Genomic DNA, 17,875 nt, shown 5'->3' on the forward strand with positions numbered 1-17,875 from the left:
GTCATACGAACACCCAGCTATTCCGGGATGTTCAGAAAAGCTTTAGCGTTGAGTAAAATAAAAAAACCAGTTCTCTTTTCCTCGGAAGTTTCTCTCCGAATGTAAAAGAATTCGGGGGGAAGCTTTTGTTTTTATTTATTCTCTTGGTATTTAATCAATCGGTATTGACAATTCATAAAATCACTTTATACTGTAACCAGTATCCCATGATTTGGTCTGCTGCCGGGATGGATCTGCGTTATTTCCTGGTTCGGGAAAAATCCAGATAGGGGGAAGACACGGGATGTTTTCGCTTTACAAGATGGGTAAATTCTGTTATAACAAATCTGGCTTATGTTGACATTCTATTGGGCACATCGAATAGAAATCATCCGAATCTCTTTCTGATTGAGAAAGATTCGGACTTTTTGATGCATGAAGTCATGTTGAAGGGAACCGCAAGGTCATGCTGCTGCTGATTGTAGAAAATGCAAAAAAAGCGTATTTCCATTTTATTTTAAAGTACCGCCACCATACAGATGACGGCGACGGGCCGTTGTTTGGAAAACTGTTGGTTTTCTCCCTGCCCATCATGGCCATGAATATTTTGCAGCTGCTGTTCAATACCGCAGACATGGTTGTCGTCGGCCGCTTTTCAGGGGGCGATGCGCTGGCTGCGGTAGGCGCGACGGGCGCTCTGATCAATCTGATCATCACCTTATTTACAGGATTGTCTGTAGGGACGAGCGTCGTTGTGGCACGGGATTATGCGGCCGGTGATGCGGACGCCGTGAGCCGGTCTGTTCATACTTCGATTGTCCTGAGCATGATCGGCGGGCTCATCGTAATGACCGTAGGAATTGCATTCTGCGGGCCTTTGCTGGTAATGATGGGCACGCCGGAGAACATATTGGGCCTTGCAGTGCTGTACATGAGGATCTACTTCGTCAGTATGCCCGCCAACATGGTATTCACTTTCGGCGCGGCGATTATGCGCTCTGTGGGCGACAGCCGCCGCCCGATGTATTTTTTGGGCGTCACCGGCATTCTGCACGTGGTTCTCAATCTTTTCTTCGTAATCGTTCTGCACATGAGCGTCGACGGCGTAGCGTGGTCCACGGTGATCTCCCAATATCTCTCGGCGCTGCTGATCCTGTTTTCCCTGTCCCGTTACGACGGGGCGATCCGCTTTATCCCCCAAAAATTGAGGGCCGACAAAGAGAAGCTAAAGGAGCTGATCCGGATCGGCTTGCCGGCGGGGCTGCAGGGCCTGCTGTTTTCCATTTCCAATGTGCTGATCCAGTCGGCCGTCAATTCCTTCGGCTCCACCATGATCGCGGCCAACGCTGCCGCAATGAATATTGAAAACTATATCGGCACCGTCATGCTTGCCTATTACAACGCGGTTGTAACCTTTACGGCCCAAAGCATGGGCGCAAAAAAATATAGCCGTATCGATAATATTGCGAAGGTATCCACGGTATTGGTTTTCATTACCTGGATTCTTCTTGGAGGGGCGACCGTGCTGTTCGGCAGGCCCTTGCTCGGCATCTTCACATCTGACCCGAAGGTGATTGAGCTGGGGATGCTGCGTCTGTATATCATCATGATTTCTTTCGTCGCCTGCGGCATCATGGATGTATACCCCGGTTTATCCTATGGAATGGGCTATTCCATCTCGCCGATGCTTTGCACGCTAGTGGGCGCCTGCCTGCTGCGGATGGTATGGCTGGCTACGATCTTTGCCTGGTACCCTGCAGAGCTTGTGCTTTTCGCCGCCTATCCCGTTACCTGGGTGTTGGCGGGAGCCGGCCAGGTGGTCATCTTTTTCTATGCGCGGCAGCAGATCCACAAACAGGCTGCGGCTGCACAGCCGATTGCCGAATCAGAATTGTGAAAAGCTTTTGTATGGAGAATCAAGGAAAACAGTCAGCCCAATTTTATTGGGTTGGCTGTTTTTGCATTTGAGGGATCAAGTTTGGATAAGAAATGGAACAAAAAATTTCATATCGTTTTTGCACCGAAGTACCGTGGAAAATTCAAAACAAGATTGTCTTGCCCCTTCATTTTATATCTGTTGGAGATCTGTTCTATTCGAGTATACTATCCATCTTGATTTTCTTACTCAATGTTGATAATAAATGAAGATGCGGATATAATGATCATAGTTTATTTGTTCGAACTGATAAACCAATTGGAGTGATGGCCATGAGCAATAGTACCGCAAGCTTTCAAGAAATTCAGGATAAATTTAATGATTGTCGGCAGATTTTGACGGCAATTGGGGACGAAGTGCGACAATCCATTTTAGTGACCCTCATGCAAAACACCTGTAAAGAAGGAATGCGTGTGGGTGAGATCACTGCCCACACCCACCTTTCACGACCAGCTGTTTCGCACCATTTAAAGGTGATGAAAGATGCCGGGATCGTGCGGATGCGCAAGGAAGGTACAATGACTTTTTATCATATTAACGTGGATGCCTTTGAGCCCCTGAAAAAGTTAGTAATGCTTGTTGATGAGACCATGGAGAGACATTATTAATCCCATAACGCAAACCATACTATTTTGATAAAGGAGAATGTATCATGGATTTATTTGACTCCATCAATAGAAGAAAGTCATGCAGAAACTACACTCAACAGCCTTTTGGAGAAGAGCAGTTGGAAGAAATTCGTGAGGCGATCAATGGGTTCGAACTGCTTTATCTCGATGTGCCGCTGGAGTACCGGTTTGTCACCAAAGCCAAGGGGATATTCAAAGTGCAGGCTCCGCATTATCTGATGATCAGCGGACAGGGCAAAGAAAAAGAATCGGAGAATGCAGGGTTTCTTTTTCAACAGCTCATTTTGTGGTTTGATGCCCACGACATCGGCAGCGTTTGGCTTGGTAAGACAAAAGATATGGAAGACGCCAATAGCAAAGACATCATCACCATTGCGTTTGGTCAAGCGAACGAGTCTGTACACCGCAGCAAAGATGAATTCAAGCGCAAGCCGATCAATGAAATCACCAACGCCCCGGAAAATACATGTATTCAAGCCGTACATCTGGCGCCATCCGGCATGAACATCCAGCCCTGGTATTTAGAAGAATCCGGTGATAAGGTTTTGCTTTACAAACAGAGCCTGAAACCCCCGCTTTCACTGGTTTATAAAAAAACAGAGGTAGATATGGGCATCGCGCTTTGTCATTACGCGTTGGCGTGCAGGCATTTTGACAAGCCCTTTGTCTTTCATCGTAAAGAGGAAGAGACAAATAAAAAAGGGTATCGTCTGTTTGGCGAGTTAGCCTGAATGGCGGAAAGTCGCTGATAAAGCACTTGCCGCCAACAACAAGTGCTTTGGGTGTAATATTCGTCTGCTTGCAGCCACAGAGAGTTATTTAACGCGGGCACCCGGTTTACCATTATGAAAAGAATCAATCAATAAAAGCCCCTACTAGGGGCTTTTATTGATTGAAATGAGTTGCCTATTGGACGGAAAGCCGGTGCAGATGTAGAAACGATGGTCAACCGAAAAAAGACGGAGGGACTCGCGGAACACGGGATAAATGTGCCAATACCCAAGTGATGTGTGCAACATTTATGGGTTTTAGAACACCAAAAACGACATCCTCATTTTACACTTGACTTTCATGCGCATGTCAATTTACAATAGATACATGCGTATGAAAGTGAGGTGAGTATGTGGCGCAAAAAAAGATGGGGCGTCCTCCATCTGGCGATAAACCCATGAAGGACAGAATTTTTGTATTGGTAGATGATGATACAAAGATGAAATTAGAGGTTTGCAAAAAAGCTTTCGACACAACAACTTCTGATGTTGTCCGCAAGGGGATTGACAAGATCTATGACGACCTCGATAAAAAATGAAGGAAGCGGCGCATCTCCGACTAAAAACACGCGCCACTTCCCCAAAGCGACATATGCCTGAAAGCAAATGCAGCTTTACTATTATATCATGCTCCGCAATTTCTTTCGAACAATGCAGACTTATTTTATGCAGGTTCCTGCGTTTGTCCGTTATGAAAAAGCATCAATCAAGGAAGGCCCCTGGTAGGGGCCTTCCTTGATTGAAATGTGTGTGCCAATACCGAAGTTTGGACATGAACACGAAACGCCTATCCTCCGAGCTGTCCATGACAGAATAAAGCTGCTGACAAAGGGATGAGTTTGTGTTATATCTGAAAAATATCTAGAAATACACTTGACTTTATGTGTGACAACAACTATAATTTTGGTGTGACAGAAAGTGAGGTGTGAAATGTCACCCAAAATTGGCAGGCCAAAAGCAGATAAGCCTAAAGATATTCGGTATAGTATTCGACTTGATGCTGAAACCGAAGCGAAACTTTTGAGTTATTGCGAAAGAAACGCAATTTCAAAAGGGGAAGCCATCAGAAAAGGAATCCATCTGCTTTTGTCCAAAGAAAAATGAAGGAAGCGGCGGCTCCTAAGCAAAGCAACACGCCACTTCCCCAAAGCGACATATGCCCGAAAGCAAATGCAGCGTAACTATTATATCATGCGCCGCAACTCCTTTCAAGCAATGTCGCCGAACATCATGAAAGGAAGAGGATTATGGTCATAAGGCAGCTCAAAGAAAAGCAGTTTGAAAGCCTCTGCAATTCCCTTAGAATGAAAGCCCATGCAGAGCCTCTGGAAGCAAGCTATACTGTGAATCTGAAAATCAATGGAGCCGAGTATGCCGTTAAGGTGCAGCCGGAGCGGCATAACAAAATGGCGGTATTGCAGGCGCTGCGCGTCTACCGAAATGAATACGGCCCTGACTATGAACTGATCACCACAGGAAAAGTGCTGTCTTCCCTGCTGGAAATACTGATTTTTCAGGGTGTAGTATAGCAGCGCTTTCTCATCTGACCGGCATCTGGTCTGACAATTTAAGTGAACTCCACATGATTCCATGTGGAGTTCACTTGCTTATTGCAAAGAAGTTTATATAGGAACGAACAGCAGCCGCGGTGACCAAATCCCTCTTGGAAAATACTGTATTTATACATTCACTTCGGAAAAATGATTGATTTATTCATTTAACGGTGCTATCCTTAAAATAAGAATAAATTCTCTTATCGGTATATTGTTTTGATGCGAATCATGCTGAAAAATGCAATTCCCTTCTGTTTTTCGATTGTTTCGGTGTGCCGTTGGAAGTTTAATAATGAATCGGTTTAAAGGGTGCGTATTGGTGAAGTTTCGAAAATCTCCTCCCAATATAGTAAAGCTGCGGTTTGAAAAAGAGCTGGAATATCAGGTGTGGGGCAATCACATGCTGCGCCTTACATGGACTTTTGTCGCAATGGTGATTATTGTCGAGCTGGCGATTTTTGTGTTCAAAAAATTAAACGGCGGCGCTGAAAACACGGAAGAATACCTTTTGATTTATATCGTCACCCCAACGCTGATCAATGTATCTATTCTTGCGGTCACCCATGCAGTTTCCCGCAGACTTCTGGCCAACGGCAGATACAGCATACAGGCGTATCTGTATCTTTTTTGCTTGTCTCTGCTTTGCCTGATGCTGGCGCTGGCGCATAATGCCGTACCGGTGATCTATGTCATTTTTACATTTCCCGTGCTGCTGGCTTTGATTTATATCGATGACAACCTGCTGCTGGGTGTTTTTTGTCTGAATTTTTTTCTCTATCTATTCTATATTGGGCTTCTGTATTTCGCATATGACCATACCGAATGGATACGCAAACCTGATTTTATGAATGTTCTTACCGCGGCGGCGATCATTGTGGCGGGCTATATGTCTGCTAAAATGAGCCTGCGCCGGCAGAACAGTCTGGTATACAGCATCATCTGTGCGCATGAGCGCACCAAGATGGATTCGCTCACCGGTCTGTATAATCATGCGACTTTTTATGAAAGACTGAGCGCGAGGATTCAGGAGCATCATCAGAGCTTTCAGCCGTTTTCACTGATCATTATGGATATTGATGACTTTAAGCAGGTGAACGACCAGAACGGCCACGACGCCGGGGACAAGATTATTATGACTCTGGTAGGCTGTATCAAAGCCAATCTCAGGGAAGATGAAGTTGCTTACCGATACGGGGGCGAGGAGTTCACCATTATCACCAACCGGGTCCCCGATGAGGACGTTGTACTGGCCGAATCGATTCGCCAAAGCTTTGAGGAGGCCGCCCGGGAGACCGGCAATCAAACTCCCGCTACAGTCAGTATCGGCATTGCGCGTTACGACGCGAAGCGGTTTGGGGCCCGGCGGGAATTTTTTTCTGCAGCCGATGAAGCGCTGTATGCCGCAAAGCGCAGCGGCAAAAATCATACCCTGGTGTGGCATGAGGATATTTCGGTATTTCATATTTAGCAGAAGAAAATTCAGTGAGTTTTGTGTTTGAGCGGCAAACATAGACTTGTCTTTTTCAGTTTCTTTGCACGTTTCCCATAAATAAAAAAATTCTTGAAAAAAGCTGTACGAATTTTAAATTCGTACAGCTTTTTTTGCAGGTTTCTCCATTGTGTTTGCCGCAAAGATTGAGAGACCCGGCTATCTGTTTTTCAGAGAATCTCAGCCTGAGAATCAGAGTAATAAAAGAAACAGATTTCCAATCAAAAGGTATTTCATGGATTCGTTTCTATAAAACTTTCAAAGATATCAAACAAAATCACTAAAAATATTTTATTTTCATTCGCCTTTATTCCGATATAATGAAATCACAGGGTAAGTTGTATACAAATATTCAATACATAATTGCAATTTTAGATGACTTGCCTGTGCGAAAACCAACCATTGCTCAGCAATAACTTGCAGGTTTTATCTGGGAAAACCTGCAGGTTATCATATGTTTTTTTGAGGAAGGAGATTTGTTATGAAAAAAGGGTTCAAAAAAGGCTTGGCTTTGACACTGGCCTCAGTGATGCTGCTTTCCACAACGGCATGCGGAGGTTCTTCCACACCCAGCAGCTCTGCTGCACAGGGAGGTTCCACATCTTCAGGGGCGGCCAGTGAAGAGCTGACAGGCGAGCTCCGCGTTACGACACAGGCATGGATGATGGGCAAATATGATTTTGAGGGGATCAAGGCTGATTTTGAAAAGAAGCACCCCGGCGTAACCGTTGTTTACAACAAGGTCGATAACGCCGACGTGACGACCAACATGCTGCAATGGTCTCAGGGCAAAACGAACTGCGATATTGCGATCGGCGGCAGCCGTGAGCATGCGGTTCAGTATGCCGCAAAGGATTACATCATCGATTTCGGTGACGATTTCTTTACCGGCGACATCGCGAAGGATAAATTCTTCCCCGCGTTCCTTGAGCTGGGCAATGTAGAAGGCAAGCAGTACATGATCCCGATCACCGGCGAAGTCATGTTCATCGTTGCCAACAAAGAACTGATGAAAAAAGCCGGCCTGACAGACGCCAACGGGAAGGTAGAGACTCCCAAAACCTGGGATGAGCTTTACGAGTATGCAAAGAAAGCGACCGTCGTAGAGAATGGCAAAACCGTGCAGACGGGCCTGTCCATCGACTGGGGCACCAATTTTATGACCTACTCTTATCTTTCTGCTCTGCAGGGAATCAAGGGCAATTTCTATGAGTCCGACGGCAAAACCATCGACTTTACCAGCCCCGAATCCAAGGGCCTGCTCACAAGCTGGACCAAGCTGGTAAAAGACGGCTACACCCCGACCGATACCTTTGCGGACATGGATGCAGGCCGCACCAACTTTAAAGCCGGAAAGGTCGCCATGCTGATGACCGCGGCTTCCCGCTGGATCGAATGCCAGGAGAACGTCGGAAAAGACAACACCACCGTTATTCCGGTTCCCGGCACCGATACGCACGGCTCTCTGGTTTACATCCACGGCGCGGTGATTCCGAAGGCTTCCCCGAAGATCGAGCTTGCAAAGCTGTTCATCAAAGAAGAACTGCTCAAAACGGAATTCCACGTTCAGGCGCTGAACAAATACGGCAAAATGTCCCCGCTGCTCGCTCACTATCAGGGCCTTGAGAACGCAGATTGGCCAACCGTTGTAGAAGCGACCAAATCCGCGGTTACCACTCCCTTGTATAAGGATTTCTCCAAACTGGATACCGGCATTCAGGTCGAGCTGCAGAAATGCATCAAGGGCGACCAGAGCGTAGAGGATACACAGAGCAACCTTAAGAAGCTGATTGGCACGTTGGATTTGACAACCGGCCTCAATCATTAAGCAGCAAACGGATTTCGTTCAGGAAATTCATACAGGGAAACGCTCCCTGTATGAATTCCCGGGACGCGGGAATGGCTGATCGTGCTTAGGCTTCTGATGAAATCGGCGGAGGAATGAAAATGAAAAATAAGCTTTCACTCAGCCTCAAAAAACAAGTTCCAGGCTATGCATTTATGCTTCCGGGTTTTCTTTTTGTGGCATTGTACATGGGGTATCCGTTATTCCGGTCCCTGTATCTCAGTTTTACGCAGTATAATTTCAGCTTTGATCCACAGCCGATCTTCATCGGCTTCAACAACTACATCAAAATGTTTTCCGATTCTTATTTTATGGATGCACTCCGGAATACAGTTGTGTTTACCATCGCGTTTTTGCCGGGCGTTATGATCATCTCCCTGATTCTGGCGATGATGCTGGATAAAGGGGTGAGAGGATCGGGCTTTTTCAGAACCTGTATTTTTCTGCCGGTCGTCGTGCCGCTTTCCCTGACAGGTATCATCTTTCAGTGGATTTTGAATGAGCAGTACGGCCTCTTAAACTGGTTCCTAGTAGATGTGCTGCACCAGAGTGCGTGGGCTCAGAACTGGCTGGGCGACGGCAACTGGGCGATGGTCAGTATCATCGTAGTCAGCCTGTGGAAAAACATCGGTATGCTGGTCATCCTGTTTATGGCGGGGCTTCAGGCCATTTCAAACGATATTATGGAGGCCGCCCGGGTAGACGGCGCCAACGCGTACCAGCGCATCGTACATATTACGCTCCCGAATTTGAAAGAAAGCTATGTGATCTGTGGCATCTGGGCAATCATCCAGGCGGTTAAGGTCTTTGAGCAGCCCTTCATCATGACGCAGGGCGGCCCCGGAACCGCTACTCTGGTGCTGTACCAGTACACGTGGATCAATGCATTTAAATATTTCGAAATGGGGTATGCCTCTTCCATCGCCTATTTCATGGGCGTCGTCATTTTGGTGCTTTCTGTGTTTAATATGTTCCTCAACAGAGGGGACGACGCAAAGATTAAGAAGGTGAAGGTATGAAAGAAAAGAATCTGGCGCTCAATTTCATCCTTTTTATTCTTTTGCTGGTCACTGCTTTTGTCTTCATCGTTCCGTTTTTGTGGACGTTTCTCACCTCGCTGAAAACCAACGATGAAATTTATGCGTCCGCGCTGACGATCCTCCCCACAAAAATCACCTTCGAGCATTACGTCAAGGTGATCACCCAGATGGGCGATTTCCTCAAGTATTTCAGAAACTCGGTGGTCGTTTCTCTGTGGAGCGTGCTGGCCACGGTTGTTTTCAGCGCTTCTATGGGTTACGCGTTCTCGAAGATGGACTTTAAGTTCAAAAATATTTATCTGGGCTTTGTCCTGTTTATACTGACGCTGCCTTATGTGATTTATCTGATCCCGATTTATATCATGGAATCCAAAATGGATTTGATCGATACCGCATGGGGCCTGATTCTGCCTTACATCGCGACCAATCTGCCCATGTCCGTGTTTATCATGCGCGGCCAGTTCAACAATGTTCCGAATACTCTGGGCGAGGCGGCTACGATCGACGGCTGCAACAACTGGCAGGTTTTCTCCAAGATCATGCTCCCGGTCGTAAAGCCCGGCATCGCCACCGTGATCATTTTCACCTTTATCAATGTATGGGGTGAATTTACCTACGGCAGAACCCTGACCGCTACCGCAAAGGCGCAGACGCTGCCGGTCGGCATTACCTTCCTGCGCGACGAGGCGGCCTCCTGGCAGTACGGCACGCTGACGGCGACCATCATTCTGTCTCTGATCCCGCTGCTGATCATCTTCCTCAGCATGCAGAAATATTTTATCAGCGGAATTATGGAAGGCGCCCTCAAGGGCTGATGCCTGATTTCCCGCAGCAATCCGGTTCTTTTGGACCTGTGACAACAGAAAAACGGTGATTGACGGAACAGATCCGCAGTCACCGTTTTCGGTTTGTGAATTGCCGCAAAAGCGGAGCGGCGATAAAAGAGAACTTTTCAAATGGTTTCATAAGCGTTGTCGGCGGTAATATCGCGCTCGTAAAAGGGCAGGTTGCTTTTTAACACAATGATCGGCTCGATAAAGATGCTGTCGCTTCTCGGGAACTCGTTTTTCACCAGAAAGTTAAACAGTGTCCGGCAGCCGAGATAGCCAAGCTTGAAAGGCTTTTTGTAGATAATGGCCTGCAGCACGTCCGAAAGGAGCATCTCGCGGCTTTCCTGAAACAGATCGCTTCCGATCACCTTTATCGTTCCAGCGCGGCCTGCATCCAGCACCGCTTTGCAGACCGGCGGCGTGTTGGTGGCCGTGCAGGAATAGATCGCGCTGATTTCCGGGTCGGATCTCAGCAGCTCCACAAGCTCATAGTATAAATGCTCCGGGTCCCTGCGGTTGTAGATTTTGATGATATCCATCCGGTCCTGCGCTTTTGCAAAATACTGCTCAAAGCCGGTAACGTTCATATAGTGGGTCGAAACCATGATATCGCCCGATACCACCAGAGCCTTGCCTTTGTTCGCGGTAAAGCCCGAGATCAGCTCAGCGGCCAGGCTGCCGGCCATCAAATCCTGCGCTCGCACACAGCAAAGGCGTTTTGCCTGCGGCAGGTCGGAAACGATGAAGACGGCCGGAACGCTTCTCTTGCTGAACTGATCGATAAAATAAGTAAACGCCGGGTCTTCTACCGCGAGCGTTACCAGACCGGAAATTTCATCGCAGTGGTTCTGGTATACCTCCTCCAGGTGCTTCGGCAGGTTGCTCAGCGGGCCCGAGAAACCGAAATCCAGAATCTCAATGTTGAACTCGGCCGCCTCTGCCTGAAAGGCGCGCATGCCCTTCCAGATATCCCGGTAGTAATAGCGGTTTGTGCCGGAGTTCGGCAGCGGCACCACAAAGGCAATTTTCAGCAGCTTGCGTTTCAGGGAAGAGGCAACATAGTTGGTTTTATAGCCCATGCCTTCGGCAATGGCCAAAATCTCTTTTCTCACTCTTTCGCTGATACCGGGTTTGTTGTAAAGTGCCTTGTGTACGGTGGAAAGGGAAACCTCTGCCTCAGCCGCAATATCTTTTAAGGTAGCTTTTTTATCTTTCATACCGATCCTTTCCCAATCCTTGATTTTACTTACCTATCTTGTAACACCGCTCAAAGAAACGGCGTTCTCTTGTGCAAGCGTTTTTAAAGTATATTTAATATAACATAAATACCAAAAGAAAGAAAGGGAGTTCTCTAAAATGTAAAAAACGTTTTTTCTATTTTAATTCCAGTATAAGCTTTATTTTAGAGAGTGAGATTGTATGTATTGAGAATTTGATTGTAATATCGTTGACTTTAGTTAGCTATAATGCTAGAATGATGATGGAAATAGAGAAAACGTTTCTCTATTTCCCGAAGAGAAAGGCGGAACAAAAATGAAAATCGTGAAGTTCGAATCGTGGTGGGTGAAACGGGATCAATGCCTGTTTGACGAAAAGCGAAGAGGCGGCGGAAAAATGCCCTGGGACGTCGTTGTCATCAAGCTGACGACCGATACCGGGATTGAGGGAATCGCCACCGCTATGGCGGCTCGTTCCGGGCAGGTGACGGAGTCGTATCTCTGCGATACGGTTGCCCCGATGGTCATGGGCCGTTCCCCGTATGACAGGGAGAAAATCTTTTACGATTTCTGGAATCTGGACCGTCACGAGGCGTTTTTTCCTGTTTTTCTTCCGGGCTCTGTGGACGTTGCGCTGTGGGACATCTGCGCCAAGGCCGCCGGCCTCCCTCTGTACCAGTACATAGGCGCTTACCGCGAAAGCCTGCCGGTTTATGCGAGCAGCCTTTTCTATGATACCGTGGAGGCCTATGTGAACGAAGCGCTGTACTATCGTGACAAGGGAATTCCGTTCTATAAGGCGCATCCGCCCGGCCCGTATGAGTTTGATATGGAAATCCACCAGAAGCTTCGTGAGGCCGTCGGACCCGACATGGGCTTGATGACAGACCCCGTCGGCGAATACAGTCTGGACGAAGCGATCACGGTGGGCCGCCATCTGGAGAAGCTCAACTACCTGTGGTTTGAAGAGCCGTTCCGCGATTTCGAGCTTTACAAATATCAGGAGCTTTGCAAAACACTGGATATCCCGATCGCCGCGACGGAAACCACGCGCGGCGCGCACTGGGGCGTGGCGCAGGTCATCAGCGAGCGGGCTGCGGATATTGTGCGCGCCGATGTTTCCTGGAAATGCGGCATCACCGGCACCCTGAAAATCGCCCATCTGGCAGACAGCTTTGGCCTGCGCTGTGAAATTCACACCACGACCATGACCTATATGGACATTGTAAATCTTCATGTTTCCTGCGCGATCCGCAACTGCCGCTTCTTTGAATATTTTGTGCCGGAAGAGAGCTTCCAGTTTCCGATGAAGGGGCAGCTTCCCATTGACGATCACGGGATCATCACCGTGCCCAAAACACCGGGCATCGGCGCGGAGCTTGACTGGGAGCTGATCGAAAGGAATTGTGTCTCTTATAAAGTGCTGACCCTGTAAAAACGGCAGGGAGGCAATGAACGGCAGGAAAGATACCGGCATTCTTTCCGTCATGGATGGGGAGAGTAAACTACCAAGAAGATACAAGCATTTCCCTCGCCAAAGGCGGGGGAAAAACGGATGCTATTTCATAGGGAAAAGGAGATCGAGCAAATGAGCGAAGAATTCAAAAACATGTTTTCTCTGAAGGGGGAGCGTGCCGTCATTACCGGCGGCGCGACCGGCCTTGGGTTTGCGATGGCGAAATGTATGGTAGCCGCGGGGGCTGAGGTGATCCTCTTAGCCAGAGATGCCGATAAGCTGCAAAAGGCGTGCGAAGAGCTGGGCAGCAGCGCGAGTTATTATGCCTACGATGTGACCGATACCGACCGTGCGCAGGAAATCGCCGACCAAATCATAAGGGAGCACGGCGATGTGACTATCCTGTGCAATAACGCGGGCAATCACTGCAAAAAGCCGATTGAAGAAATGTCCGTTAAGGATTTTACCGATGTGCTCGACGTTCATGTGGTCGGCTCCTACGCGTTCACCCGCGCGTTTGTCCCTCATATGAGAAAGAACCAAAAGGGAAGCATCGTCTTTACCGCGTCGATGACCTCGTTTATCGGCATGCCCTATGTGATGGGCTACGCCGCCGCCAAATCCGCGTTTCTTGGAATGGTGCGCTCGCTGGCCGCCGAGGTCTCCGCAGACGGCATCCGTGTCAACGCGGTTGCGCCCGGCTGGATTGACACGCCCATGTTCCACAAGGCCGTCGATAACGATCCGCCCCGCCAGCAGAAGATTCTCGGCAGAACGCCGATGAACCGGTTCGGCGATCCGGAGGATATCGGCTGGGCGGTTGTGTACCTTTGCTCTCCCGCCGCGAAATTTGTCAACGGCGTTGCGCTCCCGGTGGACGGCGGCGCTCTGATCGGCTTTTAAGGCGAAATCACCTGAAAAGTATTGTTGTGTAAAAACAGCGCCACCTTCTCTTGCCGCAGGCTTGGGAAGGTGCGAACAGCTTTTTAAAAATGGAATGCAATATGCCAAAAGAACAGTGGGAGGGTTTCACCATGGCACAATGGAATAACGACAAAGAACTGTTTGCGCTCGTGAAAGAGCGCCTGTACACCCCCGTTGTAGGGGATATTCTGGACGGCCTCGGCTGCTACCATCAGTTTCTTCCGCAGGACGTCCGCCCTCTGCGCGGCGACATGAAGCTGGTGGGCCGCGCGATGCCGGTTCTGATGATCGACGTGTACGGGCCGCAGAAAAAACCGTTCGGCCTTCTCACAGAGGCGCTCGATCAGCTCGAGGAGGATGAGATTTACCTTGCCACCGGCGGCACGAAGCGCTGCGCCTATTGGGGGGAGCTGCTCACGGCCACCGCCAGAACCAGAAAAGCGGCGGGCGCCGTCGTGAATGGCTGGCACCGCGACACGCCGCAGGTGCTCGAGCAGAACTGGCCGGTGTTCAGCTGCGGCTGCTACGCACAGGATTCCTCCGTGCGCACGCAGGTGGTGGATTTCCGCTGCCCGATCGAATTCGGCGACGTGTGGGTCAATCCCGGCGACATCGTGTTCGGCGACATCGACGGCGTGCTGATCATTCCGCAGAAATACGAAACGGAAGTGTTTAAAAAGGCGTTGGAAAAAGCGGCGGGCGAAAAAGTGGTCCGAAAAGCGATCGAGGGCGGCATGACCGCGACCGCAGCCTTTGCCAAATTCGGCATCTTGTAAAGGGGGCCGGGAATATGACCGAGCAGGCCGTTTTCCAGATCGATCAGGCAGATAATGTGGCTACCGCGCTTCAGGCCCTTGTGCCGGGCGCCGCCGCGGCGCACGGCGACCCATCCCAGCCGAGCGTCGCCGTTACCGAAGAGATACCGGCAGGGCACAAGCTCGCGCTCCGCGACATTGCGCCGGGTGAAAACATCGTGAAATACGGTGTGGTGATCGGGTGCGCCACCAAAGAGATCAAAACGGGGCAATGGGTCCATCTGCACAATATGAAAAGCCTCTACGACGCAAGATCGTCGAGCATGGATGTTGTGACCGGTGCGCCGACGGATACACACTATGAGTAACCATCATTTGCGGTGAAAATGCAGGATTTTGGTCCTATTTCCCTGCCGAAGTCGGTGGAGACATGACCGCTACAGTTCCATCGTTTGATGAAAAATGAGTTCAACATGGAGAAGCAGAGATGAAAGAGTATCAGAATGTACGCTGGAAAGGGTATCTCCGCCAGGATGGCAGGAAGGGGATCCGCAATAAGCTGCTGGTTGTGTATACGGTGGAGTGTTCCTCGCATGTTGCGAAAGAGATTGCACGCCGCATCGACAGCAGTGATGTGGATGTGGTTGGCTTCGACGGCTGCTGCGACAATGAGTACGCGGTGCGGCTTCTGCTGGCTTTGATCCGTCACCCGAATGTGGGGGGCGTGCTGGCTGTGGGTCTTGGCTGCGAGTATGTGCAGCCGAAGCACCTGGCGGAAAAAGCGCTGGAGGCCGGGAAACCGGCGCAGTGGTTCTTTGTGCAGGAGCACGGCGGCACCGAGCCCTCCATCGAATACGGCATGCAGCAGGCCCGCCTTCTGCTCGAAGAGCTCCGGCAGACTCCTGTGGTGCCGATGGGCTTTTCCGATCTGGTTGTCGGCGCGGAATGCGGCGGCTCTGATTATACCTCCGGTCTGGCCGGGAATGTGGTGGTCGGCCGCTTTTACGATAAGCTGGTCGATCTGAACGGCACCGCCGTGTTTGAAGAAATTGTGGAAGCGGTGGGCCTGAAAGACCTGCTGGTACAGCGGGCCGCAGACGACTGCGCGCGGGAACAGCTTGCCTATACCTATGATAAAGCGCTGGAGTACTGCAAGTCGGTGCGCCAGTATTCCGTTTCTCCCGGGAATTTTGCGGGCGGGCTTTCCTCTATTGAAGAGAAGAGCATGGGCGCCGTGATCAAAAGCGGCAGCCGCCCCATCAGCGGTGTGATCAAGGTCTCTCAGCAACCGCCCAAAAACGGGCTCTGGCTGCTCGACAGTACGCCCGACCCGTATTGGATGGGTTTTGGCTATACCAACCCCAACGACAACGAAGGGCTGATGGATTTGATCTCGTGCGGCTGTCAGCTGGTATTTCTGGTGACCGGCCGCGGGAACATCGTGGGCAGCGCGGTGGCTCCCGTGTATAAAATCACCGGAAACAGCGGCACCTTCCACCGAATGAGTGGAGATATGGATTTTAACGCCGGGCCGGTCTTAAGCGGCGAGGTCACTCTGGAACAGCTGTGCCAGAATCTTTGCGATGAGGTGATCCGCGTGTGTTCCGGCAAGCCGACCAATGCGGAAAAACTCGGCCATAAAGAGTATTTTATTCCCTATAAATATCAGGAAAAAGAGGTCGTGGTCAAAAGGGAATGTGAATAGTGTTTTCAGACCGTCGAATAACGTGCCGGTGTAAAATTGCTTTACTATTTTGCGCCTGCATTGGCAAATGCCGCAAAATTCAGACACATACCGCAAGTCTGCTCGTTCCTCTGCGGTATCTGCCGTTTTTACCTATGCGATTTTCAGCATTCTGCCTGTTTTCAATCGGATGATATAACCGGTTCACAATCGCTTTATGAAAGTACAGCGATTTCTTCCCCCGCTGCAGGTGGGGGAAGAAATTCAATCTCTCATTCAAGTGGAACAACTGTAAATCCAAATGGCATTTTCTCTGATTGTTATAAACAAAAATAGGAAAATCTATATTATTTGACAAATAACCAAAAGTTTTTTATAATAAGTTGTACAAAGTTTTGAATCAGGGGGATGTCGTCGTGAAAAAAACGGCACGAAAAGCGGCGGGGTTGCTTCTTACGGCAGTTTTGCTGCTGCCTGTAGGTTGCGCTGACCATACTGCCGCGCCGCCGGACGAGAGTGCGGTGAGCAGTCTCCCTGAAACGACCGTAAAATTCTGGACCTACTGCACCACTCCGGAACGCGAGCAGGATTTCGTCCGCTTTCAGCAGATTTTAAAGGAGCGGCATCCCGAAATCACCCTGGATTACCTGGGCATTCCGGGGGATATCCCGACCTTTATGCAAAAGCTTGATGTTGCGATCGCGTCGGATACCGCGCCGGATTTTACGGATTTTTATGATTCCAAATACATAAAGAGCGGTTTTTATGAACCGCTCGATGCTTTTTATGATCAGTGGAGCGAAAAGGAGTCGCTGAGTGCCGACGCCATTCTTCAGGCGCGCGCCTATGACCCAAAGCAGCAGCGCCTGTATACGCTTCCGTTTTCGATGCAGCCGTGGGGCATGTGGGTTCGCACCGATCTTCTGCAGTCGGCGGGGATGGGCGTTCCGCAGACATGGGACGACTTTTTTACTGCAGTGCAGAAGCTGACCAACCGCGAAAACGATCAATATGGCATTGCGCTGCGCGGCGGCCCGGGCAGCAGCAATACGCTCGAAGCCCTGATGTACGCTTACTCGGGGCTTACCGATTATTTTGACAAAAACGGCAGGTGTACCATCAACTCATCCAAGCATGTGGAGTTTGTCGAGCGGTACCTGGGCCTTTATAACCGCTATTCCGCGCAGGATGATCTGGTCAAGGGCTGGACGCAGCTGACGGCTTCCTTTCAGGCGGGCAAAGCGGGCATCATCTTTCATAATTTCGGTTCAGGCACATCGATCGCCACCGCCTTTTACGGGGATCAGTCGCGGTATCAGGCGGCGGAGCTGCCCCGTACAGCCGACGGCAGCGCCCAGATGCGGTTTGTAATGATGCGCTCTGTCAGCATGAATTCCAAATCCGATGTCAAAGAGGCTGCCTTTCAGGCCATGACGGTCTACTGCAGCGCCGCGGTGCAGATTCCGCGCTGCAAAACACAGGGGGAGGTTCCGGTGGTGGCCGGCGCGGCGTCAAGCCCCGATTATCTCGACGATAATCACCCGTACCTGCGGCTGGCTGAGCAGATGGTATCGGGCAAAGACGGCTCTGTGCAGATTCAGGTGCCGGTCTATCTGCCGCAGTATACCGAGATTCAGTCAGAGGTGGAACCGATGATTCAAAAGGTGATGGCGGGCAGCATGTCGGCGAAAGACCTGCTCGATCAATGGGCCAAACTGCTGGAGGCCGCCAAAAAGCAGTTTGACAGTACACAGGGATAACAACGCT

At 49.8% G+C, this 17,875-nt stretch carries 17 protein-coding genes; 16 read left to right on the forward strand and 1 reads right to left on the reverse strand.

What is annotated here, in order from left to right:
* Positions 1-445 precede the first annotated feature (445 nt).
* The 10 genes from TY09_RS06805 to TY09_RS06845 all read left to right on the forward strand — a co-directional run bounded on the left by TY09_RS06805 (position 446) and on the right by TY09_RS06845 (position 10,057).
* Positions 446-1,876, forward strand: a complete 1,431-nt coding sequence (locus TY09_RS06805) for an MATE family efflux transporter (protein ID WP_042432345.1) — start codon at positions 446-448, stop codon at positions 1,874-1,876.
* A 311-nt stretch (positions 1,877-2,187) separates the two neighbouring features.
* On the forward strand, positions 2,188-2,523 hold the full coding sequence (locus tag TY09_RS06810) for an ArsR/SmtB family transcription factor (RefSeq protein WP_009066499.1): 336 nt from the start codon (positions 2,188-2,190) through the stop codon (positions 2,521-2,523).
* A gap of 44 nt (positions 2,524-2,567) precedes the next feature.
* Complete coding sequence (locus TY09_RS06815; protein ID WP_042432348.1) at positions 2,568-3,275, forward strand: nitroreductase family protein; 708 nt, start codon at positions 2,568-2,570, stop codon at positions 3,273-3,275.
* A gap of 392 nt (positions 3,276-3,667) precedes the next feature.
* The gene (locus TY09_RS06820) at positions 3,668-3,853 is read left to right on the forward strand and encodes a ribbon-helix-helix domain-containing protein (RefSeq protein WP_042432350.1); all 186 of its coding nucleotides are present in this window, start codon (positions 3,668-3,670) and stop codon (positions 3,851-3,853) included.
* A gap of 391 nt (positions 3,854-4,244) precedes the next feature.
* The gene (locus tag TY09_RS17880) at positions 4,245-4,418 is read left to right on the forward strand and encodes a CopG family transcriptional regulator (protein WP_074432615.1); all 174 of its coding nucleotides are present in this window, start codon (positions 4,245-4,247) and stop codon (positions 4,416-4,418) included.
* Between the two features lie 143 nt (positions 4,419-4,561).
* Entirely contained in the window at positions 4,562-4,843 is a 282-nt protein-coding gene (locus tag TY09_RS06825) for a hypothetical protein (RefSeq protein WP_042432352.1), read from the forward strand.
* Positions 4,844-5,159: 316 nt separating this feature from the next.
* On the forward strand, positions 5,160-6,335 hold the full coding sequence (locus TY09_RS06830; protein WP_207739184.1) for a GGDEF domain-containing protein: 1,176 nt from the start codon (positions 5,160-5,162) through the stop codon (positions 6,333-6,335).
* Between the two features lie 502 nt (positions 6,336-6,837).
* Positions 6,838-8,184, forward strand: coding sequence for an ABC transporter substrate-binding protein (locus tag TY09_RS06835; RefSeq protein WP_009066698.1), 1,347 nt, complete (start codon positions 6,838-6,840; stop codon positions 8,182-8,184).
* 206 nt (positions 8,185-8,390) lie between these two features.
* Positions 8,391-9,221, forward strand: coding sequence for a carbohydrate ABC transporter permease (locus tag TY09_RS06840; RefSeq protein ID WP_242841449.1), 831 nt, complete (start codon positions 8,391-8,393; stop codon positions 9,219-9,221).
* Positions 9,218-10,057, forward strand: a complete 840-nt coding sequence (locus TY09_RS06845; protein ID WP_042432356.1) for a carbohydrate ABC transporter permease — start codon at positions 9,218-9,220, stop codon at positions 10,055-10,057. The genes TY09_RS06840 and TY09_RS06845 overlap by 4 nt, the downstream gene beginning before the upstream one ends.
* A 137-nt stretch (positions 10,058-10,194) precedes the next feature.
* Here TY09_RS06845 and TY09_RS06850 read toward each other — a convergent pair whose 3' ends face one another.
* Positions 10,195-11,289, reverse strand: coding sequence for a LacI family DNA-binding transcriptional regulator (locus TY09_RS06850; protein ID WP_042432359.1), 1,095 nt, complete (start codon positions 11,287-11,289; stop codon positions 10,195-10,197).
* 316 nt (positions 11,290-11,605) lie between these two features.
* On the opposite strand from TY09_RS06850, the gene TY09_RS06855 reads away from it, so the two are divergent.
* The 6 genes from TY09_RS06855 to TY09_RS06880 all read left to right on the forward strand — a co-directional run bounded on the left by TY09_RS06855 (position 11,606) and on the right by TY09_RS06880 (position 17,868).
* The gene (locus TY09_RS06855) at positions 11,606-12,724 is read left to right on the forward strand and encodes an enolase C-terminal domain-like protein (RefSeq protein ID WP_042432362.1); all 1,119 of its coding nucleotides are present in this window, start codon (positions 11,606-11,608) and stop codon (positions 12,722-12,724) included.
* 153 nt (positions 12,725-12,877) lie between these two features.
* Positions 12,878-13,648, forward strand: coding sequence for an SDR family NAD(P)-dependent oxidoreductase (locus TY09_RS06860; protein ID WP_042432365.1), 771 nt, complete (start codon positions 12,878-12,880; stop codon positions 13,646-13,648).
* 131 nt (positions 13,649-13,779) lie between these two features.
* Positions 13,780-14,445, forward strand: a complete 666-nt coding sequence (locus TY09_RS06865; protein ID WP_042432368.1) for an RraA family protein — start codon at positions 13,780-13,782, stop codon at positions 14,443-14,445.
* Between the two features lie 14 nt (positions 14,446-14,459).
* The gene (locus TY09_RS06870) at positions 14,460-14,792 is read left to right on the forward strand and encodes a UxaA family hydrolase (protein WP_042432371.1); all 333 of its coding nucleotides are present in this window, start codon (positions 14,460-14,462) and stop codon (positions 14,790-14,792) included.
* Between the two features lie 119 nt (positions 14,793-14,911).
* On the forward strand, positions 14,912-16,129 hold the full coding sequence (locus TY09_RS06875; protein ID WP_042432374.1) for a UxaA family hydrolase: 1,218 nt from the start codon (positions 14,912-14,914) through the stop codon (positions 16,127-16,129).
* Positions 16,130-16,524: 395 nt separating this feature from the next.
* A complete protein-coding gene (locus TY09_RS06880; RefSeq protein WP_042432377.1) occupies positions 16,525-17,868 on the forward strand; it encodes an ABC transporter substrate-binding protein in 1,344 nt (447 codons plus the stop codon).
* The last annotated feature ends 7 nt before the right edge of the window (positions 17,869-17,875 follow it).

This window comes from Faecalispora jeddahensis (assembly GCF_000577335.1).
Lineage (GTDB): Bacteria > Bacillota > Clostridia > Oscillospirales > Acutalibacteraceae > Faecalispora > Faecalispora jeddahensis.